This is a genomic window from Modestobacter sp. URMC 112 (genome assembly GCF_053502575.1).
Map to the genome: position 1 here is coordinate 3,393,532 of NZ_CP199957.1, position 20,764 is coordinate 3,414,295.

Genomic DNA, 20,764 nt, shown 5'->3' on the forward strand with positions numbered 1-20,764 from the left:
CTGCCGCGAGTGGCGGGTCCTCCGGCGATGCAACCACACCAGGCCGTCCATGTCATCGGTGACATGGGAGGCTACGGTCGGCGCGTGCGCGTGCCGACGCGCCGGCCCGAGAGGACGCCCCCGTGCACCAGCCCGCCCCGCCCGGCACCGGCTCGCCCCCCGTCGTCCGGGAGACGCTGCAGCAGCTGGTCGACCGCGCCGCGGCGCTGGCGGAGCGCGGCACCCGCCGCCTGCTCGGCGTCACCGGGGCGCCCGGGGCCGGCAAGTCGACCGTCTGCGCGGCCCTGGCCGACGCCCTCGGCGACCGGGTGGCCCTGGTGGGGATGGACGGCTTCCACTTCGCCGACCGGGAGCTGGCCAGGCTGGACCGCCGGCACCGCAAGGGCGCGCCGGACACCTTCGACGTCGACGGCTACGTCGCGCTGCTCACCCGGCTGCGGACGCCGTCCGCCGGGCCGGTCTACGGCCCGGTGTTCGACCGCGCGCTGGAGGAGCCGATCGGCAGCGCCGTCCCGGTGCACCCGGAGACCCCCCTCGTGCTCACCGAGGGGAACTACCTGCTGCTGACCGAGCACGGCTGGGGCGACGTGCGCGGCTGCCTGGACGAGGTCTGGTACCTCGACGTCCCGCCCGAGGTGCGCGAGCAGCGCCTGCTGCGGCGCCGGCTGTCCTTCGGCCACGAGCCGCGGGCCGCCGAGGACTGGGTGCGCACCGTCGACGGCCGCAACGGCCGGACGGTCGAGACGTCCCGGTCCCGCGCCGACCTGGTCGTGCACCTGGACGAGCCGGAGACGCCCCCGGCCGGCTGACCGCCCTCCGCCCGGACGCACGACGCCCCGCCCCTCGGGAGAGGGACGGGGCGCCGTGGACAGCCTCGATCAGCAGCTGGAGCGGTAGACCGCGTCCTGGTTGTCGGCGAGGTTCTCCTTGGTGATGATCGTGAACCCGGTCTGGATCTCCGCCTCGGGCTCCTCGCCGTTCAGCGACGCGACGACCTGCTCGAGCCCCTGACGGCCGATCTCGGCCGGCTGCTGGGCGACGAGCGCCTGGACGGTGCCGGCCTCCAGCGCCTCGACCTGGGCCGGGCCCGCGTCGAAGCCGACGACGGTCACGTTGGCCTCGGCACCGGCCTGGCGCAGCCCGGTGGCGGCACCCTCGGCGGCGAAGAGGTTGGTGCCGAAGATGCCGATCAGGTCCGGGGTGGCCTGGAGGGTCGAGGTGACGATCCGGGCGCCCTCGGCGGGGTCGTTCTGCGCGTACTGCGTCGGCAGGGCGGTGAAGGCCGGGTCCTCGCCGAGGGCGTCGAGGAAGCCCTTGATCCGCGCCTCGTTGGTGCTGATGCCCGGCTCGTGGCCGACGACGAGCACGGTGCCGCCCTCGGGGTTGGCCTCCTTGATGGCCTCGAAGGCCGCGGCGCCGCCGCCCTCGTTGTCCGAGGCGACCTGGGTGACCGCCATGGACGGGTCCTCCAGGGTGGTGTCCACCAGGCCGATGGTGATGCCCGCGTCCGCGGCGGCCTTGAGCGGGCGCACCATGGCGCTCACGTCGGTCGGCGCGATGAGCAGGCCGTCGGGGGCGCTGGCCACGACGCTGTCGACGATGGGGGTCTGCAGCGCGGGGTCGAACTGCTGGGCGCCCTGGGTGGTGACCGTGACGCCGAGCTCCTCGGCCGCCTCCTGGATCCCGCACTCCATGGTGATGTAGAACTCGTCGCCGGCCACGCCCTGGATGAACGCGACCTCGTAGGCCTCGTCGCCCCCGCCCCCGCCGCCGCCCCCGCCGCTCCCGCCGCCGGCGTCGTCCCCGCCGCATGCGGCGAGGCCGAGCACCAACGCCGAGACGGCGGAGATCTTCGCTGTGGTCCTTCTGTTCACTGTGCTTCCTTTCGACGGGCCCCTGCTGGGCGGGTGAGGCGTGAGGTGAGGGAACGGCGACTGCTCGCTCCCCGGGCCGCCGCGGCGCGGCGGACCTGGTCGACGTACACGGCGGCGATGAGGAAGGCGCCGACGACGACCTGCTGCCAGAACGGCTGGACACCCATGATCACGAATCCGTTCTGCAGCACGGCCGGGATGAACAGGCCGACGACGGTGCCGGCGATGGTGCCGATGCCGCCGAAGAGGCTGGTGCCGCCGATGACGACGCCGGCGATGACGTTGAGCGCGGTGTTCGACTGGCCGGCGATCGTGGTCGAGGCGAAGAACGCCAGGTTCAGGATCCCGGCCAGCCCGGCACAGAAGCCGGCCAGCGTGTAGATGAGGATGAGCTGGCGGTCGACCTTGACGCCGGTCCGCCGGGCCGCCTCGTCGTTGGAGCCGACGGCGTAGGTGTAGCGGCCAAACCGGGTGCGGTGCAGCAGCACCGCACCGACCACCACGACCACCAGCGAGATCAGGGACAGGTACGGGATCTGCCCGAACAGCCGCCCGAAGCCGATGGTGTCGGTCAGCACCGTGGGGGCGCCGCGGACGTCGATCCCGCCGGTGATGATCTGCGCCCCGCCCAGGGCCATGCCCAGCGTCCCGAGGGTGACGATCAGCGGCGGCACCTTGGCCTTGGCGATGAGGACGCCGTTGAACAGCCCCCAGAGGACGCCGGCGACGCAGGCGACGAGGGCACCGACGAGCGCCACGCCGACGCCCTCGCCACCGAGCGCCTCCATGGTCTTGGCCGCCACCACCCCGCTGAACACCAGCACGCTGCCCACGGACAGGTCGATGCCGCCGGTGATGATCACGAAGGTCATCGCCACGCCGATGATGGCCAGGATCGAGACGTTGACGACGATGTTGCGGAAGTTGTTCACCGTCAGGAACGCGTCGGTCTCCGCGATGCTGAACAGCACGATGAGGATCAGCAGCACGCCGAGGATCTGGAACGCCTGGGCGCCCAGCAGCCGCTGCAGCGGGGTCTTCGGCTGCTCCTCGTCGGCCGGCGCGGGTCCGGCCGCCTGCTGCTGCCCGGTCGCGGTGCTCATGCCGCGCTCTGGCTGATCGCGCCGGTCATGGCTCCCACCAGTTCCTCCATCGACGTCTTCTCGGCCTCGTAGGTCGCCACCCGCCGGCCCAGCCGCAGCACCTGGATGCGGTCGGCCACCTCGATCACGTGCGGCATCGAGTGGCTGATGAACACCACCGCGATGCCGCGGTCCCGCACCCGCCGGATCAGGTCCAGCACGTTGCGGGTCTGCACGACGCCGAGGGCCGCGGTGGGCTCGTCCAGGAAGATCACCCGGCTGGCCCACGCGGCGGCGCGCGCGACCGCGATCTGCTGCCGCTGGCCGCCGGACATCGACCCGACCGGTGCGGAGAAGTCCCGGACGGTCGCCCCGAGGTCGGCGAACGCCGAGCGGGTGTGCGCCTTCATCTCGGCGTGGTCCATGAAGCCCAGCCGGCCCATCAGACCGGACCGCATCACCTCGCGGCCGAGGTACATGTTCTGCACCGGGTCGAGGTGCGGGGCGAGCGCGAGGTCCTGGTAGACGGTCTCGATGCCCAGCGCCCGCGCGGTCGAGGGGTTGTCGATGGTGACCGGCTTCCCGTCGCTGAGCAGCTCCCCCGAGTCGACGGCGAGCGACCCCGACAGCGCCTTGACCAGCGTGCTCTTCCCGGCGCCGTTGTCGCCGATCAGCGCCACCACCTCGCCGGGGTTGACGTCGAAGTCCGCGCCGTCCAGGGCACGCACGTGCCCGAACTCCCGCCGCAGTCCGCGGGCCTCCAGGGCGGCCGTCACCGCCGGCTCCCTGGTCCCTGTGCGGGCGTCCTGGTGGACGCCCCGTTCCGCCTGGCTCCGTGCCGGTCCATGCCGCGCTCCCTGTCTCGCTGCGTGCCGTGGTCGTCGGTGTCCCGTCGCTGCTGCTGGTCCGGGTGGTGGTCCGAATGCTGGTCCGGGTGCTGCCGGGTGTGCTGGTCGGTCTCCTCCGCCGGGACGCCGCCGGGCGGGCGCAGCTCGCCGGAGCCGCGGGGCACCAGCCCGACCGGCACCACGACCGTCTCCGCCGGGGCGTCGAGGTCCTCCAGCCGGGCGAACAGCCGCTCGGCGGCGGCGCGGCCGATGACCTCGGGGTCGTGGTCGAGGACGGTGACCGCGGGCACCAGCGAGTCGGCCATCGGGAAGTCGTCGAAGCTGACGACGGCCACGTCGGTCCGGCCGGTGGCGTGCAGCAGCGGCACCAGCCCCAGCGAGCAGCGCATGTTGGACGAGAAGATCGCGGTGGGCGGGCCCGGGGCGGCGAGGAGCCGCTGCGCGGCCTCCCGCGCCTGGGTCGCCGACCCGGCGCCCACCGCCACCAGCGACTCGTCGACGGTCAGTCCGCGCTCGGCCAGCGCCCGGCGGTAGCCGGCCAGCCGCAGCCGGGTGGTCGGGTTGCGGAGCTCGGAGCCGAGGAACGCCACCCGGCTGTGGCCGTGGTCGAGCAGGTGGCGGGTGGCCGCCTCGCCGGCGGCCAGGTCGTCGACCAGGACGGCGTCGCTGCGCAGGCCCTCGGGGAGCCGGTCGACGAAGACGATCGGGGTCCGCCGCAGGGCCGACGCCAGGTAGGCGTGGCTCTGCGCCATCGGCGACACGATGAGACCGGCGACCTGCCGCACCAGGAGGCTCTCCACGATCACCGACTCCCGCTCCGGTGAGCGGTTGCCGACGCTGGAGACCATCACCGCCATCCCCCGCTCGTGGGCCGCGTGCTCGACGGCGCTGGTGAGCCGGGCGAAGAACGGGTCGGCGAGGCTCTCCACGACCAGCCCGAACACGTCAGCCCGGCCCACCCGCAGCGACCGGGCCACCAGGTTGGGCTGGAAGCCGAGGTCCTGGACGGCCTGCTGGACCCGGGCGCGGGTGCCCGGCGTGACGTGGGCGTCGCCGTTGACGACCCGGGAGACGGTCTTCGGGCTGACGGCGGCCACGCGGGCGACGTCACGCAGCGTCACGCGCTCAGGCACCGCGGGACCTGCCGGACGGCGCCACGAGGCCGGCGGCGAGCGGCGGGAGGTCGCTGCGGGGATGGGGCACGGGACACACCTCCGCGCTTCCTGGACCGGCCATCGGGTGACGTGCGTCATGCAACAGCCGCGTGTCAACGATGTCAAGAGTCCGTGACACAGCTGAGACACAGCTCTGGAGCGGCGGCTAGTGTCCGTCCCCTGACCGCTCCGGCCGGCGCGTACGGCCACCCTGAGGAGGACTCCATGACGTCGACCGGTGACTCCACGGAGTCGGGATCCTGGACCGCACTGCCCGCGCACCGGGCCTGGCTGGACGCCGAGGGCGAGCGGCTGCTCGCCTTCGCCGCTGGCTCCGGCGCGGGCTCCGGCGCGGGCTCCGGCACGGGCTCCGGCTCCCTCACCGGCTTCGCCTGGCTGGACGACGACGGCCGCCCCGACCCCGGACAGCCGCCTCAGCTCTGGATCACCGCCCGGATGACGCACGTCTTCGCCCTGGCCCACCTCCGCGGCCACCCGGGCGCCGGGTTGCTCGTCGACTCCGGGCTGGCCGCGCTGACCGGCCCCTTCCGGGACGCCGAGCACGGCGGCTGGTTCTCGTCGCTGACCGCCGAGGGGGCGCCGGCCGCCACGGACAAGTCCGCCTACGACCACGCCTTCGTCGTCCTCGCCGCCGCCAGCGCCACCGCCGCCGGGCGGCCGGGCGCCGCGGAGCTGCTGCGGGAGGCGCTCGACGTCGTCGAGCGGCACTTCTGGTCCGAGGACGAGGGCCGCTCGGTGGAGAGCTGGGACCGGACCTGGACCGAGCTGGAGGCCTACCGCGGCGCCAACAGCAACATGCACACGGTCGAGGCGTTCCTCACCGCGGCCGCGGTCACCGGCGACGACCGCTGGCTCACCCGGGCGCTGAGCATCGCCGAGCACCTCGTCCACCGGGCCACCCGGGACAACGGCTGGCGGCTCCCCGAGCACTTCGACCCGGAGTGGCGGGCACTCCCCGACTACAACGCCGACCGCAAGAACGACAAGTTCCGGCCCTACGGGTCCACCCCGGGCCACTGGCTGGAGTGGTCACGCCTGCTGCTGCACCTGGAGGCGGCCCTCGGCGGCGACGCCCCCGACTGGCTGCTGCCCGACGCCCGCAGCCTGTTCGACGCCGCGGTGCAGGTGGGCTGGGCGCCGGACGGGCAGCCCGGCTTCGTCTACACCCTGGACTGGGAGGACCGGCCGGTCGTCGCCTCCCGGCTGCACTGGGTGCTCACCGAGGCCATCGGCGCGGCCGCGGTGCTCGTCCGGCGCACCGGGGAGCCGGAGTACGAGCGCTGGTACCGGACCTTCTGGGACGAGGCGGCCGCCCGGTTCATCGACCGGGAGCAGGGCAGCTGGGTGCACGAGCTGCCGGTCGGGGACACCCCGCCGGTGTGGTCGGGCAAGCCGGACGTCTACCACGCCTACCAGGCCACCCTGCTCCCGCAGCTGCCGCTGGCCCCGGTGCTGGCCGCGGCGCTGCGGCGGACGCTCGCCGGCTGAGGCCGGGCGACCGGGCGGGCGGGTCAGGCGGCGAGCAGCCGGACCAGCCGCTCGACCTCCCGCGCGGTCGCCGCCCGGGCCGCGCCCAGGTACTTCCGGGGGTCGACCAGGGCGGGGTCCGCGGCGAGCACCTCCCGGACCTGGCCGGTGAACGTGCCGTTCAGGTGGGTGGAGATGTTGATCTTCGTCATCCCGGAGCCGACCGCCTCGCGCAGGTGGTCGTCCGGGACGCCGGAGGAGCCGTGCAGCACCAGCGGCACCGGGACGGCGTCGCGGATCGCCGTGATCAGGTCCAGGTCCAGCCGGGCGGTCCGCGTCGTCATCGCGTGCGAGCTCCCGACCGCCACCGCGACCGCGTCGATCCCGGTGGCCGCCACGAACTCGGCGGCGTCCTCCGGCCGGGTGCGAACCCCTGGTGCGTGCACGCCGTCCTTGCCGCCGATCTCGCCGATCTCGGCCTCGACGGAGACGCCGAGGGCGTGCGCCCGCTCCACGACGCCGCGGGTGGCGGCGAGGTTCTCCTCGACCGGCAGGGTCGAGCCGTCGAACATCACCGAGGTGAAGCCGAGCGCCAGCGCCGAGTCGACCAGCGCCACGTCGGTGGCGTGGTCCAGGTGCACCACCACGGGCACCGCGGCGGCGTCGGCGATCTCCAGCATTGCGCGGCCGACCGGGGCCAGCGCGCCGTGGTACCGGACGGCGTTCTCGCTGAGCTGGAGCACCGTGGGCCGGCCGGCGGCCTCGGCGCCGGCCACGATCGCCTCGGCGTGCTCGATCTGGATGACGTTGAAGGCGCCGACCCCGGTGCGCGCCCGCTGCGCCGGGGACAGGACGTCGGTCAGTGCTGCGCGGGCCACGGTGTGCTCCTCGGTTCCGGTCTCCCCCGGAGCCGGGAGGCCCCGGCCCGGCGGCGAAAGTAGCAGTCACCCCCTCTAGCCTCCGGGGACCGACCGGGAGGACCGCTCGGTACAGGAGGAGGACGGGTGCGAGCAGCTGCAGGCCCGACGGTCCACGTCGTCGGCCCCAACCCCGCGCAGGACCGGCTACAGGTGGTCCCGCGGCTGGCGGTCGGTGAGGTCAACCGGGCCACCGAGGTGGTCAGCCGGCCGGGCGGCAAGGGGATGATCGTGGCCCGCGGCGTGACCCGGCTCGGCGGCCGGGCGGCGCTGCACGGCTTCGTCGGCGGCCCGGTCGGGACGCAGATCTCGGCGGGCTGCCGGGAGCTCGGCATCGAGGACCGGCACGTCGGGGTCGACGGGGAGACCCGGATCAGCACCGTGATCGTGGACAGCTCCACCGGTGCCTCCACCGTGGTCAACGAGCCCGGCCCGCAGGTGTCGGCCGCGGAGGTGGCGGCGCTGGTCGACGGGCTGCTGGCGGCGGTGCGCGCGGGCGACCTGGTGGTCTGCACCGGCAGCCTGCCGCGCGGCGCCCCGGCGGACCTGTACGCGCGCTGCGTCACCGCGCTGCGCGGTCAGGGCGTGCTGACCGTCGTCGACACCTCCGGGCCGGGCCTGGCCCTGGCGGTGCGCGCCGGCCCGGACGTGCTGAAGGTCAACGAGGAGGAGCTCCGGGCCGACGCCGGGCTCACCGGCCCAGACGAGGACGCCGCGGACCTCGCGACCCTGATGCGCCGGGTGCTGGACGCCGGGACCGGGGCGGTCGTCGTCACCCGCGGCGCCGACGGGCTGTCCTACCGGTCGGCGGACGAGGGCTGGGACGTGCGGAGCCCGGCCGTGGACCTGGTGAACGCCACCGGCTCCGGCGACATGATGCTGGCCGGGTTCGTCACCGCGCTGGCCCAGGGCGCGGACCGGCCGACGGCGCTGCGCACCGGCGCGGCCGCCGGCGCCGCCAACGCCGCCCGGCTGGAGCCCGACCTCAGCGGACCCGCCGAGGTGGCCGACCTGATGACCCGGGCGACCGCCGCCGCCGTGCCGGGGGTGGAGCGGTGAGCGCCGAGACCTTCCTGGGCATCGACGTGGGCACGACCCGCACCAAGGCCGTGCTGCTCCGGCGGGAGGACGGCGCCGTCCTCGCCGCGGCCGCGGCCCCGACGCCGCAGGGCGAGGACGCCGGCGTCCCCGTCCACTCCCCCGGCGCCGTCCGGCAGGTCGCCGTCGACGCCGCCCGGAGGGCGCTGGCCGAGGCCGGACCCGGGGCCCGCGACGGGCTGGGCGGCATCGCCGTCACCTCTGTGGGCGAGGAGGCGGTGCTGCTCGACGGCGACGCCCGGCCGGTCGGGGACGTGCCGACCTGGTTCTCCGGGGTGGGGCACGCCCCGGCCAGCGAGCACGCCGCCGAGTTGGACCGGCGGGCGCCGGTCACCGGGCTCCGGCACCCCGAGTACACCGTGCACACCCTCGCCTGGTGGGTCCGCGCCCGGCCCGACCGGGCCCGGTCCGCCGCCACGCTCACCGACCTGGGCAGCTGGCTGCTGTCCACGCTGGGGCCCGGCGACCTGGTGATGGACCACTCGCACGCCTCCCGGACCGGCCTGTTCGACGCCCCCAGCAGGTCCTGGCGCGCCGAGGGCCTGGACGTGGTTGGCGCCGGCCACCTGGCGCTGCCCCGGCTGGTGCCCTCGGGGACCGTGGTCGGCGAGCTGGGGGCCGGGCCGGCCGCCGAGCTCGGCGTCGCGCCGGGCGTCCCGCTGGTCACCGGCGGGCACGACCACTTCTGCGGCGCGCTGGCCGCCGGCGCCCGGTCCCCCGGGGACCTGTTCGTCTCGGCCGGGACCTCCGAGGCGCACCTGCTGGTGACCGACGCGCTGGACCCGGCGTCCACCGCGGGCAGCGAGGTCGGCTGCTTCGTCACCGACGGGCTGTTCTACCTGCACGCCGCGCTGCCGTCCGGGGCGCTGTACCTCACCTGGACCAGGCTGCTGGGGCTGGACCCCTCCGCTCCGCTGGACGACCTGCTCGGCGACGAACCGGTCGGCAGCCGCGGGGTCCGGGGGCGGATCTCGCCCGACCGGCGGCTCTCGCTCTCCGGCGTGCCCCTCGACGTCACCCCGGCGGCCCTGCTCCGCGCGCTGATGGAGACCACCGCGGTGGCGTCCCGGGACCTCACCCGCGAGCTCAGTGCCACCGCGGCCCGTCCGGTCACCCGCCGGGTGCTGGCCGGGACGCCGGTCGGCTCGCGGGCCTGGCGGGAGATCCGGACCGCCGTCGGGGAGGGCGCCGCCGCCTTCGTCGACGCGCAGGAGGCCACCGCGCTGGGCGCCGCCCACCTCGCCGTCCGCGGGGTCACCGGCACCCTGCCGCCCCCGCTGCCGCAGCGGCCGGCGGACGGGGATGTGCCCGCGGACCGGCAGGCCCGGTACGCCGACGCCTTCGGATAGCCGCCCGGCCCGCTCCTCGGCGAGGTGCTTGTCCGCGCTGTGCCCGCGGGCCAGACTGCCGCATGGCCTCCCACCCCCTCGTCGTCGGCGACGGACCCCGCAAGGTGCTGGCACTGCCCGGCTGGTTCGGTTCGGCCACCGGATGGGGGCCGTTCGGCGACCTGGTGGACGGCGACCGGTACAGCTACGCGTTCGTCGACTACCGGGGTTACGGCGCCCGGCGCGGGGAGACCGGTGAGTTCAGCCTGGCCGAGATCTCCGCCGACGCGATCGCCGCGGTCGACTCGCTGGGCTGGTCGTCCTTCGCCGTCCTCGGGCACTCGATGGGCGGCACCGCCATGCAGCGGGTGCTGCTGGACGCCGGGGACCGGGTCACCGGGATGTTCGGCATCAGCCCGGTCCCGTCCACCGGCGTCCCGTTCGACGAGCAGTCCTGGCAGCTGTTCAGCGGGGCCGCGGAGAAGCGGGAGGCCCGCTACGCGATCATCGACATGACCACCGGCGGGCGGCTGAGCCGGACGTGGCTGGACCGGATGGTGCAGTCCTCGCTCGACCGGTCCGACCCGGAGGCCTTCGGCGCGTACCTGGAGGCCTGGGCCAAGACCGCCTTCGCCGACCGGGTGCAGGGCAACCCGCTGCCGGTGTCGGTGGTCGTCGGCGAGCACGACCCGGCGCTGGGCGCGCCGGTGATGGAGCAGACCTTCTTGCAGCAGTACCCCAACGCCACCCTCGAGGTGCTGCCCAACGCGGGGCACTACGCCATGTTCGAGACGCCGATCGCGCTGCTGACCTCGGTCGAGCGCTTCCTCGACGAGCTGTGACAGCGGCGAGCGTCCGGTCGGCGGACACCCTCGCCGTCGTCGACCCGGCCACCTACGAGAGCGGCCCACCGCTGGCGGCGCTGGCGCGGCTCCGGTCGGCCGCGCCGGTCGTGTGGGTGGAGGAGCCGGCGCTGCACGGCCTCCCCGCCGGGCCCGGGTTCTGGCTGGTGCTGCGGCACGCGGAGGTGGAGACCGTCCTCCGCGACCCGGGCACCTTCTCCTCGTGGCTGGGCGCCACCCAGGTCCGCGACGCCGGGGACCTGGCGTTCGTGCGCCGGATGATGCTCAACATGGACCCGCCGGACCACTCCCGGCTGCGCCGGCTGCTGTCCCGGTCGTTCACCCCGCGCGCGGTGGCCGCGCTGACCGCCGCGATCGAGGCGACGGCGGCCGACCTGGTGGACCGGATGGTGGGCGGGGCCACCGAGGGCCGGTGCGACTTCGCCAAGGACGTGGCCGCGGACCTCCCGCTGATCACCCTCGCCGACGTCCTCGGGGTGCCGGCCGAGGACCGGTGGCTGATGTTCGACTGGTCCAACCGGGTGATCGGCTGGCAGGACCCGGACTACGCCAGTTCCGCGGCGTTCGACGGCAGCACCGGCACGGCGATGGCGCGGGAGGCGGTGGCGCTGCGCCCGGCGCCCGGCCCGGACGGCCGGATGCCCGACCCGCGCACCCGGGCCGGCATGCCCGACCTCTACGCCTACGCCCGGCTGCTCGCCGAGGAGAAGCGCCGCGCGCCGGGGAAGGACGTCATGTCGATCCTGCTCGCGCAGGCCGACGAGGACGGCGGGACGGTCAGCGACGCGGAGTTCGAGAACATGTTCTGGCTGTTCGCCGTGGCCGGGAACGAGACGCTGCGCAACGGCCTGCCCGGCGGGCTCATCGCCCTGCTGGAGCACCCGGACCAGCTGGCCGCGCTGCGGGCCGACCCGTCGCTGCTGCCGGGCGCGGTGGAGGAGATGCTGCGCTGGTGGACCCCGGTGATGGTGTTCCGGCGGACCGCGACCACGGACACGGTCCTCGGGGACGTGCCGGTCCGGGCCGGGGACAAGGTCGTGGTGTCCTTCACCTCGGCCAACCGGGACGACCGGGTGTTCGCCGACCCGGACCGGTTCGACGTCCGCCGGTCACCCAACCCGCAGCTGTCCTTCGGCCACGGGCCGCACTTCTGCCTCGGCGCCCAGCTGGCCCGGGTGCAGATGCGCGCGCTGTTCGGCGAGCTGCTGCGGCGCACCGGCACCCTGGAGCTGGACGGCCCGCCGGCGCTGCTGCGCTCCAGCTTCCAGCGCGGCGTGAAGCGCCTCCCCCTGCACTGGACCGCCGCCCCCGCCTCCTGACCGGGTGGGTCAGGTCGCCGGGGCGGGGGGCCAGGTCTTGGCGACCATGGTGAGGACGTCGTAGGTGGCCACCGGCCGGCCCTCGCCGTCCACCACGACGGCGTCCCAGCGCACCTCGCCGTGCTCCGCTCCCCCGCGCGGGCTGATCTGCTTGGCGGTCAGCGTCACGGTCAGCTCCGTCCCGGGCTTGACCGGGGTGAGGAGCCGCAGGTTGTCGACGCCGTAGTTGGCCAGCACCGGCCCGGGGGCGGGGTCGACGAACAGGCCGGCCGCCCAGGACACGATGAGGTAGCCGTGCGCGACCCGGCCGCCGAAGAGCGGGTTGGCCGCCGCGGCCTCCTCGTCCATGTGCGCGTAGAAGGTGTCGCCGGTGAACTCGGCGAAGTGCTCGACGTCCTCCAGCGTCACCACCCGCGGGCCGGCGGTGACCGAGTCGCCGATCCGCAGCTCGGCCAGCGACTTGCGGAACGGGTGCACGCCGTCGTCCCGGCGGGCCGCGCCGGTCACCCAGCGCCCGCCGACCGCGGTGAGCACGTCCGGTGAGCCCTGGACGGCGGTGCGCTGCATGTGGTGCAGCACGCCGCGGATGCCGCCGAGCTCCTCGCCGCCGCCGGCCCGCCCCGGACCGCCGTGCACCAGCACCGGCAGCGGGGAGCCGTGGCCGGTGTTCTCCCGGGCGTCGTCCCGGTCGAGCACCAGGATCCGGCCGTGGGCGTGCGCGGCGCCGAGCACGAACCGCCGGGCGACGTCGGGGTCGTGGGTGACCAGCGAGCCGACCAGGCTGCCCTGGCCGCGGGCGGCCAGCTCGACGGCGGCGTCCACGCCGTCGTAGGGCAGCACGGTGCTGACCGGGCCGAACGCCTCGACGTCGTGCGGCTCGGGAGCGTCCACGTCGTCGCAGCGCAGCAGCATCGGGGGCAGGAACGCGCCGCGGTCCCGGTCGGCGCCGGTCACCTCGAAGTCGTCGGGGTCCCCGGCCACCAGGGTGGCCACGCTGCGCAGCGCCTTGAGCGCGCGGCGGACCTCCTCGCGCTGGTCCAGGCTGGCCAGCGCGCCCATGGTGACGCCGTCGGCGCCGGGTGCCCCGACGACGACCTCCGCGAGCTTCGCCCGGGTCGCCTCCACCACGTCGTCCACCAGCTCGGTCGGCACCAGGGCCCGGCGGATGGCGGTGCACTTCTGGCCGGCCTTGACCGTCATCTCGGTGACCAGCTGGTCGACGAAGAGCCCGAACTCCGGGGTGTCGGGGGTGGCGTCGGGGCCCAGCACCGAGCAGTTCAGCGAGTCGGCCTCGGCGTTGAACCGCACCGAGTTGGCGACGACGGCGGGGTTGCTGCGCAGCTTGCGGGCGGTGGCGGCGGACCCGGTGAAGAAGACCAGGTCCTGCCCGCCGAGGGAGTCCAGGACGCCGGCGGCGCTGCCGGCGAGCAGCTGCACCGAGCCCTCGGGCAGCAGCCCGCTGTCCACGATGCTGCGGACCACCCGCTCGGTCAGGTAGGCGGTCTGGCTGGCGGGCTTGACCACGGTGGGGACGCCGGCGAGGAAGGCCGGCGCGAGCTTCTCCAGGAAGCCCCAGACCGGGAAGTTGAAGGCGTTGACCTGCATCGCGACGCCGCGCAGCGGGGTGTAGAGGTGCTGGCCGAGGAAGGTGCCCCGCTTGCCCAGCGGCTCCACCGGGCCGTCGAGCACGACCGTGTCGTCGGGCAGCTCCCGCCGGGCCTTGCTGGCGTAGGACAGCAGCGTGCCGAAGCCGCCGTCGACGTCCACGGCGCTGTCCCGGTCGGTGGCGCCGGTGCGGCGGGACAGCGCGTAGAAGTCGTCCTTCTCGGCCAGCAGCCGCATGCCCAGCTGCTTGAGCAACCCGGCCCGCTGGTGGAAGGTCAGCTCGCGCAGCGCCGGCCCGCCGACGGTCCGGGCGTGGTCGAGCATCCCGGCGACGTCCAGGCCGGTGCTGGACACCCGGACGACGGTCTCGCCGGTGACCGCGTCGGCGACGGGCAGACCCTCGTCGGGGGCGGCGTACCAGCGGCCGGCGACGTAGCTCTCGAGCAGGGGTGCGGTCATCGGAGCGCTCCTCGGAGGGGGGACGGGGCAGCGGTGCGCAGGCCGCTGAAGGTGGTGGTGACCAGGGCGTCGGCCAGCGCGTCGGCGTCCAGTCCGCGCCCGGGCCGGTACCACTCGGTGAGGGAGTTGACCGTGCCGAACAGCAGCCGGCTGGTGACGGCGGGGTCGACGTCCGGGCGGACGTCGCCCTCCTCCTCAGCGGCCCGCACCAGGTCGGTGACGACCCGGTCGAACTCGCGCCGGCGCTGCAGGGCGGCCCGCTCGACCGGCGAGTTGCCGCGGACCCGGAGCAGCAGGGTGACGAAGGGCAGCTGCGCGGTGAGCACGCGGACTGAGCCGCGGACGACGTGCTCCAGCCGGTCGATCGCCGGCCCGGTGGTGGCGCCGGGCTCCCGGGTGACCGCGAACAGCGCGTCCAGCGCCCGGTCCAGGGCCAGCCGCAGCAGCTCCACCTTGCTGGGCACGTGGTGGTAGATCGCGGACTTGGTGACCCCGAGCCGGGTCGCCAGCTCCTCCATGCTCGTGGCCTCGTAGCCGCGCTCGTTGAAGACGGCGACGGCCACGTCGAGCAGCGAGTCCAGCGAGTGGCCCGGCCGGCCGCGGCGGACCTGGGCCGGCACGGGACCGGCGGGCTCGACGCCGGCGGGCTCTGCGGCGGTCACCGTTCCCGCCGGTCGAAGAGCCGCTGCAGCTTCCCGACCGAGCGGGCCAGCGTCTCGGGGTCGACCACGTCGACGTCCACGCTCACCCCGACAGTGTCCTTGACCGCGATGCCGACCTCCTGGGCCGCCGGGCCGCGCCGCTCCGGCGGGCAGTCGGGACGGGCCTCCACGTGCACGGTGAGGTGGTCCATCCGGCCGCGGGTGGTCAGCTCCAGGGAGAAGTGCGGGGACAGCCCCGGGGTACGCAGCACGACCTCCTCGATCTGGGTCGGGAAGACGTTGACCCCGCGCAGGATGATCATGTCGTCGGTGCGGCCGGTGACCTTCTCCATCCGCCGCATCCCGGGCCGCGCGGTACCCGGCAGCAGCCGGGTGAGGTCCCGGGTCCGGTAGCGGATGACCGGCATGGCCTCCTTGGTGAGCGAGGTGAACACCAGCTCGCCCTGCTCCCCCTCGGGCAGCACCTCGCCGGTGATCGGGTCGATCACCTCCGGGTAGAAGTGGTCCTCCCAGACGTGCAGGCCGTCCTTGGTCTCCACGCACTCCTGGGCGACGCCGGGGCCCATGACCTCGGACAGGCCGTAGATGTCGACCGCCTCGATGTCCAGGCGCTCCTCCATCTCCCGGCGCATCTGCTCGGTCCACGGCTCGGCGCCGAAGATCCCGATCCGCAGGGAGGTCGACCGGGGGTCGATGCCCTGCTTCTCGAACTCGTCGATGACGGTGAGCATGTAGGTGGGGGTCACCATGATCACCCGCGGCTCGAAGTCGGTGATCAGCTGCACCTGGCGCGGGGTCATGCCACCGGACACCGGGACGACCGTGCAGCCGAGCTTCTCGGCGCCGTAGTGCGCCCCCAGCCCGCCGGTGAACAGCCCGTAGCCGTAGGCGTTGTGCAGCTTGTCGCCGGCGCGCCCGCCGGCGGCCCGGATCGACCGGGCCATGACCGTGGCCCAGGTGTCGATGTCGCGCTCGGTGTAGCCGACGACCGTCGGCCGGCCGGTGGTGCCGGACGAGGCGTGCACCCGGCGCACCTGATCCTGCGGGACGGCGAACATCCCGAACGGGTAGTTCTCCCGCAGGTCGGACTTGCTCGTGGTCGGGAACCGGGCCAGGTCGGCGAGCTCGCGGCAGTCGTCGGGGTGCACGCCGGCGTCGTCGAACGCGCGGCGGTAGTGCGGGACGTTCGCGTAGGCGTGGCGCAGCGTCTCCTGCAGCCGGGTGAGCTGCAGGGCGCGGAGCTCGTCGAGGCCCATCCGCTCGGCCGGGTCGAGCAGCGCCGGGTCGGGGCCCGCACCCAGCCGACGGGTGTTCTCGCTGGTCGCTGCGGTCATGGGTGCGTCCTCCGGGTTCGCCGAGCGTCGTCGCTGGACCGGGACGGCGGGATGCGGCAGCACATTACCGACCGGATGGTCAGTAACCAATACCTCCGCGCGGTCCGCTGTCAAGGGGCCCGCGTCGGGTGGGTTGTGCGGAGCGCGGACGTGGTGCAGACTCATTACCGACCACTCGGTCAGTAAATGATCGCCCGACGAGGGGGACGAGATGTCCGCACCCACGCTGGACCGCCCGACCGCGCCCGACGAGGCGGCCCTGCAGGCGCACTTCGACGCCACCATCGCCGCCGACAAGCGGATCGAGCCGCGCGACTGGATGCCGGAGAAGTACCGGTCCGGGTTGATCCGGCAGATCGCCCAGCACGCGCACTCGGAGATCATCGGGATGCAGCCCGAGGGCGACTGGCTGCTCGCCGCCCCCAGCCTGCGGCGCAAGGCGATCCTGCTGGCCAAGGTGCAGGACGAGGCCGGCCACGGGATGTACCTGTACTCGGCTGCCGAGACCCTCGGCGCCGACCGGGCCGACCTGACCGACAAGCTCATCGAGCGCCGGCAGAAGTACAGCTCGATCTTCAACTACCCGACGCTGACCTACGCCGACGTCGGCGTCATCGGCTGGCTGGTGGACGGCGCGGCGATCTGCAACCAGGTGCCGCTGTGCCGGTCGAGCTACGGCCCCTACGCCCGGGCGATGATCCGGGTCTGCAAGGAGGAGTCCTTCCACCAGCGGCAGGGCTTCGAACTGCTGATGACGATGATGCGCGGCACCGACGCCCAGCGGGCGATGGTGCAGGACGCCGTCGACCGCTGGTGGTGGCCGTCGCTGATGATGTTCGGCCCGCCGGACGACGACAGCCCGAACACCGCGCAGTCGATGAAGTGGGGCGTCAAGCGGCACACCAACGACGAGCTGCGCCAGCGCTTCGTCGACATGACCGTGCCGCAGGCCGCCGTCCTCGGCGTGACGCTGCCCGACCCGGACCTCGAGCTGGACGAGGCGACCGGCCGGTACCGGTTCGGCCCGATCGACTGGTCCGAGCTCAAGGCCGTCATCGCCGGCAACGGTCCGTGCAACGACGAGCGGATCGCCCGCCGCCGCGCCGCCAGGGACGGGAACGCCTGGGTGACCGAGGCCGCGACCGCGTACGCCGCCAAGCACGCCCCGGTGCACGCATCGTGAGCACCGACCTGACCGCGGAGGGCGGGCACGGCGCCGTCCCCACCGGGTCCGAGATACCCGTCGCGCCGTCGCCGTCGGTCGCCCGGCGGGACTGGCCGCTGTACGAGGTGTTCGTCCGCGGCAAGCGCGGGCTCAACCACGTGCACGTCGGCTCGCTGCACGCCCCGGACGACGAGATGGCGGTGCACGCCGCCCGCGACCTCTACACCCGGCGCAACGAGGGCGTGAGCATCTGGGTGGTCAAGGCCGCCGACATCACCGCGTCCAGCCCGGACGAGAAGGACCCGATGTTCTCCCCCAGCGGCGACAAGGTCTACCGGCACCCGACGTTCTACGAGATCCCCGAGGACGTCCCGCACATGTGAAGGACCCCCTCTCCCCCCGCCACCCTCGTTCCTCGGGCGGCGGGTCCCTGAGAGGGGGCCGGCTTCCAGTGGCCCCGCGCGGGCCGTCGACGGGCGGGCTTTATCGCCATAAAGCACGCGGGCTTGAGCCCGATAAAGCACGGGGCTTGAGCCCGAAAATGCACACGGAGAGGCGAGCGATGCACGAGGAGACCGTCTACGAGGCGCTGGACCACGCGCACGGGGGCGAGGGGCAGTGGGCGTTCGGGACCGGGTTCGACGAGCCGCTGGCCGGGGTGGACACCACCGTCCCCGAGGGCATCGACCCGGCCGACCTCGGCGCCTACTGCCTGATGCTCGGCGACGACGCGCTCGTGCTCGCCCAGCGCCTCACCCAGTGGGTGACCAACGCCCCGGAGCTGGAGGAGGAGGTCGCGCTGGCCAACTGCGCGCTGGACCTGCTCGGCCAGGCCCGGCTGCTGCTGGCCCGCGCCGGGTCGGTGGGCGTCCTCGGCCGCAGCCGCGAGCTGGCCACGGAGAGCATCCCGGACGAGGACGCGCTGGCCTACTTCCGCGACCCCGCCGAGTTCCGCCACACCGCGCTCGTCGAGGCACCCAACGGCGACTTCGGCGTCACCATGGTCCGGCTGCTGGCCGCTGCCACCTGGCGGCTCGCGCTGCTGACCCGGCTGCGCGACTCCCGCGACCCGGTGCTCGCCGCCATCGCCGCCAAGGGCGTGGCCGAGCTGACCTACCACCGCGACCACGCCGCCCGCTGGGTGCTGCGGCTCGGCGACGGGACGGCGGAGTCCCACCAGCGCGCCCAGGCCGGGGCGGACGCCGTCTGGCCGCTGCTGGCCGAGCTGTTCACCGCCACGGACGTCGAGACCCGGCTGACCGCGGCCGGCGTCGCCGTCGACCCCGCGGACCTCCGCGACGAGGTGCACGGCGTGCTCACCATGGTGCTGGAGCGGGCCACCCTGACCGTCCCCGAGTGGCCGGCCGACGCTCCCCCGCGCGGCCGGCTCGGCGAGCACGGCCCGGAGCTGGCCGCCCTGCTGGCCGACCTGCAGGGGCTGGCCCGCCAGCACCCGGCGGCGACCTGGTGAGCGACCTGGTGAGCGACCTGGTGAGCGACCTGGTGAGCGATCTGGTGGGCGCCCGGGTGCGCCAGGACCCCGACCTCGCCGGCGCGCGGGCGGTCGCCGCCACGGTCACCGACCCGGAGCTGCCGATGCTCACCCTGGCCGACCTCGGGGTACTGCGCGACGTGCGGGTCGAGGACGGCACCGTCGTCGTCGACATCACCCCGACCTACTCCGGCTGCCCGGCGATGGGCGTCATGCGGGCCGACCTGGTGCACGCCCTGCACCGCGCCGGGTTCGCCGACGTCGACGTCCGCACCGTGCTGTCCCCGGCCTGGAGCACCGACTGGATCAGCGCGGAGGGCCGCCGCAAGCTCGCCGCCGGGGGCATCGCCCCGCCGGGGCGGGCGCCGGCACGGACCGCGGGACCGGTGCCGCTGCAGCTCGGCCCGTCCCGCCGGACGGCGACCTGCCCGCAGTGCGGGTCGGCCGACACCGAGGAGACCAGCGAGTTCAGCGCCACCGCCTGCAAGGCCCTGCGCCGTTGCCGGACGTGCCGCGAGCCCTTCGAGCACGTCAAGGAGATCTGACCCCGTGACCGCCAGCACCCGCCGCCGCGCCCAGTTCCACCCGCTGACCGTCGCCCGCGTGGAGCAGCTGACCGACGACGCCGTCGCGGTGACCTTCGACGTCCCGGCCGAGCTGGCCGAGGACTATGCCTTCGCCCCCGGCCAGGCGCTCACCCTGCGCCGGGTGGACGGCGACCGCGACGAGCGCCGCTCGTACTCGATCTGCGCGCCGATGGGCGCTCCGCCGCGGGTCGGCGTCCGGGAGGTGCCCGGCGGTTTCTTCTCCTCCTGGCTGGTGCACGAGGTCCGCCCGGGCGACGAGATCGAGGTGCTGCCGCCGTCGGGCTCGTTCACCGCCGACCTGTCCGTCCCCGGCGACCACGTGTTCGTCGTCGCCGGGTCCGGCATCACCCCGGCCTTGTCGTTGGCCGGCACGGTGCTCCGGGACGGCGAGTCCACGGTCACCGTCTTCTACGGCAACCGGCGCACCAACACGGTGATGTTCGCCGACGAGCTCGCCGACCTGAAGGACCGCTACGGCACCCGGCTGCAGCTAGTGCACGTGCTGTCCCGCGAGCCGCGCGACGCCGAGCTCACCACCGGGCGGCTGGACGGCGACCGGCTCCGCACCCTGGTCGGGGCGTTCACCGACCCCGCCGCGGTCGACCACTGGTGGCTGTGCGGGCCGCACGGGATGGTGAGCGACGCCCGCGCGCTGCTCGACGAGCTGGGCGTGCCGGCCGAGCGGGTGCACCAGGAGCTGTTCTACGTCGACGACCTCCCCCCGGAGCCGGTGCGCGGCGACGAGGAGACCGTCGAGGGGCCCAGCAGCTCGGTCACGATCGTGCTCGACGGCCGCTCCACCACGCTGGCGCTGCCGCGCGGGCAGGCGGTGCTCGACTCCGCGCAGAAGGTGCGCAGCGACCTGCCGTTCGCCTGCAGGGGCGGGGTGTGCGGCACCTGCCGAGCCCGGGTGACCGACGGCGAGGTGGAGATGCGTCGCAACTACGCCCTCGACCCGGGCGAGGTGGCCGCCGGCTACGTGCTGACCTGCCAGACGCTGCCGCTGTCCGACGCCGTCACCGTCGACTTCGACGCCTGACCCGACGCGCACGGTGCTCGAGGTCCCGGTCGGCGCTACGGCGACGCTCGAGGTCGTGGTCACCCCGGCGATGACGGTGGACTTCGACGAGCTCGGCCCGGTGCACCCGGTGTACGCGACCTACACCATGGCCAAGCACTTCGAGGAGGCCGGCCGGAAGCTGCTGCTGCGCCACCTGGAGCCCGGCGAGGCCGGGATCGGCCGGTCCGTGTCGGTGGAGCACCTGGGCCCCAGCTGGGTGGGCGACACCGTGCGGGTCAGCGCCCGGTGCGTCGAGGTGCGCGGCAACCGGCTGACCTGCGCGTGCGTGGCGACGGACGCCGGCGGGCGGGAGCTGGGCCGCGGCAGCACGGTGCAGGTGGTCCTGCCCCAGGCCGCGCTCGAGGCGCGGATCGGCGAGGCCGCACGTCGGGGTCGGGGCCAGCGGGAGCCGTCCGGTCCCTGACGCCG

Annotated in this window: 20 protein-coding genes; 12 read left to right on the top strand and 8 right to left on the bottom strand. The window is 74.5% G+C overall.

Features of this window, described 5'->3' with window-relative positions; genetic code table 11:
• Positions 1-122 precede the first annotated feature (122 nt).
• Entirely contained in the window at positions 123-809 is a 687-nt protein-coding gene (locus tag ACWIX6_RS16020; protein WP_448613426.1) for a nucleoside/nucleotide kinase family protein, read from the top strand.
• Between the two features lie 69 nt (positions 810-878).
• Here ACWIX6_RS16020 and ACWIX6_RS16025 read toward each other — a convergent pair whose 3' ends face one another.
• From ACWIX6_RS16025 to ACWIX6_RS16040, 4 genes are read right to left on the bottom strand one after another with little or no spacing between them, the layout of a single operon-like run.
• Positions 879-1,874: an ABC transporter substrate-binding protein gene (locus ACWIX6_RS16025; protein WP_448613427.1), complete on the bottom strand. Its 996-nt coding sequence runs from the start codon at positions 1,872-1,874 to the stop codon at positions 879-881.
• The gene (locus ACWIX6_RS16030) at positions 1,871-2,977 is read right to left on the bottom strand and encodes an ABC transporter permease (RefSeq protein WP_448613428.1); all 1,107 of its coding nucleotides are present in this window, start codon (positions 2,975-2,977) and stop codon (positions 1,871-1,873) included. The genes ACWIX6_RS16025 and ACWIX6_RS16030 overlap by 4 nt, the downstream gene beginning before the upstream one ends.
• On the bottom strand, positions 2,974-3,732 hold the full coding sequence (locus tag ACWIX6_RS16035; protein ID WP_448613429.1) for an ATP-binding cassette domain-containing protein: 759 nt from the start codon (positions 3,730-3,732) through the stop codon (positions 2,974-2,976). Before ACWIX6_RS16035 ends, ACWIX6_RS16030 begins: the two co-directional genes overlap by 4 nt.
• The gene (locus tag ACWIX6_RS16040) at positions 3,729-4,937 is read right to left on the bottom strand and encodes a LacI family DNA-binding transcriptional regulator (RefSeq protein WP_448613430.1); all 1,209 of its coding nucleotides are present in this window, start codon (positions 4,935-4,937) and stop codon (positions 3,729-3,731) included. Before ACWIX6_RS16040 ends, ACWIX6_RS16035 begins: the two co-directional genes overlap by 4 nt.
• 246 nt (positions 4,938-5,183) lie before the next feature.
• On the opposite strand from ACWIX6_RS16040, the gene ACWIX6_RS16045 reads away from it, so the two are divergent.
• A complete protein-coding gene (locus ACWIX6_RS16045) occupies positions 5,184-6,467 on the top strand; it encodes an AGE family epimerase/isomerase (protein ID WP_448613431.1) in 1,284 nt (427 codons plus the stop codon).
• 23 nt (positions 6,468-6,490) lie between these two features.
• Here ACWIX6_RS16045 and ACWIX6_RS16050 read toward each other — a convergent pair whose 3' ends face one another.
• On the bottom strand, positions 6,491-7,324 hold the full coding sequence (locus tag ACWIX6_RS16050) for a class II fructose-bisphosphate aldolase (RefSeq protein WP_448613432.1): 834 nt from the start codon (positions 7,322-7,324) through the stop codon (positions 6,491-6,493).
• 126 nt (positions 7,325-7,450) lie between these two features.
• Here ACWIX6_RS16050 and ACWIX6_RS16055 point away from each other — a divergent pair, with 126 nt between their 5' ends.
• The 4 genes from ACWIX6_RS16055 (at position 7,451) to ACWIX6_RS16070 (ending at position 11,971) form a co-directional block, all read left to right on the top strand.
• Entirely contained in the window at positions 7,451-8,422 is a 972-nt protein-coding gene (locus tag ACWIX6_RS16055) for a 1-phosphofructokinase family hexose kinase (protein ID WP_448613433.1), read from the top strand.
• The gene (locus ACWIX6_RS16060) at positions 8,419-9,810 is read left to right on the top strand and encodes an FGGY-family carbohydrate kinase (RefSeq protein WP_448613434.1); all 1,392 of its coding nucleotides are present in this window, start codon (positions 8,419-8,421) and stop codon (positions 9,808-9,810) included. Before ACWIX6_RS16055 ends, ACWIX6_RS16060 begins: the two co-directional genes overlap by 4 nt.
• Positions 9,811-9,872: 62 nt before the next feature.
• Positions 9,873-10,631: an alpha/beta fold hydrolase gene (locus tag ACWIX6_RS16065; RefSeq protein ID WP_448613435.1), complete on the top strand. Its 759-nt coding sequence runs from the start codon at positions 9,873-9,875 to the stop codon at positions 10,629-10,631.
• Positions 10,628-11,971 carry a cytochrome P450 gene (locus tag ACWIX6_RS16070; RefSeq protein ID WP_448613436.1) on the top strand — a complete coding sequence of 448 codons (1,344 nt, stop codon included), beginning with the start codon at positions 10,628-10,630 and terminating at the stop codon, positions 11,969-11,971. Before ACWIX6_RS16065 ends, ACWIX6_RS16070 begins: the two co-directional genes overlap by 4 nt.
• A gap of 9 nt (positions 11,972-11,980) precedes the next feature.
• On the opposite strand, the gene paaZ is transcribed toward ACWIX6_RS16070, so the two are convergent.
• From paaZ to paaK, 3 genes are read right to left on the bottom strand one after another with little or no spacing between them, the layout of a single operon-like run.
• Positions 11,981-14,035, bottom strand: a complete 2,055-nt coding sequence (gene paaZ, locus ACWIX6_RS16075) for a phenylacetic acid degradation bifunctional protein PaaZ (RefSeq protein ID WP_448613437.1) — start codon at positions 14,033-14,035, stop codon at positions 11,981-11,983.
• Positions 14,032-14,697, bottom strand: a complete 666-nt coding sequence (locus tag ACWIX6_RS16080; RefSeq protein ID WP_448613438.1) for a TetR/AcrR family transcriptional regulator — start codon at positions 14,695-14,697, stop codon at positions 14,032-14,034. The genes paaZ and ACWIX6_RS16080 overlap by 4 nt, the downstream gene beginning before the upstream one ends.
• Complete coding sequence (gene paaK, locus ACWIX6_RS16085; protein ID WP_448613439.1) at positions 14,694-16,031, bottom strand: phenylacetate--CoA ligase PaaK; 1,338 nt, start codon at positions 16,029-16,031, stop codon at positions 14,694-14,696. Before paaK ends, ACWIX6_RS16080 begins: the two co-directional genes overlap by 4 nt.
• Positions 16,032-16,242: 211 nt before the next feature.
• On the opposite strand from paaK, the gene paaA reads away from it, so the two are divergent.
• From paaA to ACWIX6_RS16115, 6 genes are all read left to right on the top strand, one after another.
• Positions 16,243-17,214, top strand: a complete 972-nt coding sequence (gene paaA, locus ACWIX6_RS16090; protein WP_448613440.1) for a 1,2-phenylacetyl-CoA epoxidase subunit PaaA — start codon at positions 16,243-16,245, stop codon at positions 17,212-17,214.
• Positions 17,211-17,579 carry a 1,2-phenylacetyl-CoA epoxidase subunit PaaB gene (gene paaB, locus ACWIX6_RS16095; RefSeq protein ID WP_448613441.1) on the top strand — a complete coding sequence of 123 codons (369 nt, stop codon included), beginning with the start codon at positions 17,211-17,213 and terminating at the stop codon, positions 17,577-17,579. Before paaA ends, paaB begins: the two co-directional genes overlap by 4 nt.
• Before the next feature lie 179 nt (positions 17,580-17,758).
• Positions 17,759-18,667, top strand: a complete 909-nt coding sequence (gene paaC / locus ACWIX6_RS16100; protein ID WP_448613442.1) for a 1,2-phenylacetyl-CoA epoxidase subunit PaaC — start codon at positions 17,759-17,761, stop codon at positions 18,665-18,667.
• Positions 18,664-19,233, top strand: coding sequence for a 1,2-phenylacetyl-CoA epoxidase subunit PaaD (gene paaD / locus ACWIX6_RS16105; protein WP_448613443.1), 570 nt, complete (start codon positions 18,664-18,666; stop codon positions 19,231-19,233). Before paaC ends, paaD begins: the two co-directional genes overlap by 4 nt.
• Positions 19,234-19,237: 4 nt before the next feature.
• Positions 19,238-20,314 (top strand): 1,2-phenylacetyl-CoA epoxidase subunit PaaE, encoded by a 1,077-nt coding sequence (gene paaE, locus ACWIX6_RS16110; protein WP_448613444.1) that lies wholly within the window; start codon positions 19,238-19,240, stop codon positions 20,312-20,314.
• Between the two features lie 55 nt (positions 20,315-20,369).
• The gene (locus ACWIX6_RS16115; protein WP_448613445.1) at positions 20,370-20,759 is read left to right on the top strand and encodes a thioesterase family protein; all 390 of its coding nucleotides are present in this window, start codon (positions 20,370-20,372) and stop codon (positions 20,757-20,759) included.
• Positions 20,760-20,764: the final 5 nt, after the last annotated feature.

What these genes read in the sequence shown, in the direction of transcription:
- ACWIX6_RS16030 (WP_448613428.1), bottom strand. Translation starts at nt 2,977, where the DNA reads ATGAGCACCGCGACCGGGCAGCAGCAGGCGGCCGGACCCGCGCCGGCC.
- ACWIX6_RS16045 (WP_448613431.1), top strand. Translation starts at nt 5,184, where the DNA reads ATGACGTCGACCGGTGACTCCACGGAGTCGGGATCCTGGACCGCACTG.
- ACWIX6_RS16065 (WP_448613435.1), top strand. Translation starts at nt 9,873, where the DNA reads ATGGCCTCCCACCCCCTCGTCGTCGGCGACGGACCCCGCAAGGTGCTG.
- paaZ (WP_448613437.1), bottom strand. Translation starts at nt 14,035, where the DNA reads ATGACCGCACCCCTGCTCGAGAGCTACGTCGCCGGCCGCTGGTACGCC.
- paaK (WP_448613439.1), bottom strand. Translation starts at nt 16,031, where the DNA reads ATGACCGCAGCGACCAGCGAGAACACCCGTCGGCTGGGTGCGGGCCCC.
- paaA (WP_448613440.1), top strand. Translation starts at nt 16,243, where the DNA reads ATGTCCGCACCCACGCTGGACCGCCCGACCGCGCCCGACGAGGCGGCC.
- paaC (WP_448613442.1), top strand. Translation starts at nt 17,759, where the DNA reads ATGCACGAGGAGACCGTCTACGAGGCGCTGGACCACGCGCACGGGGGC.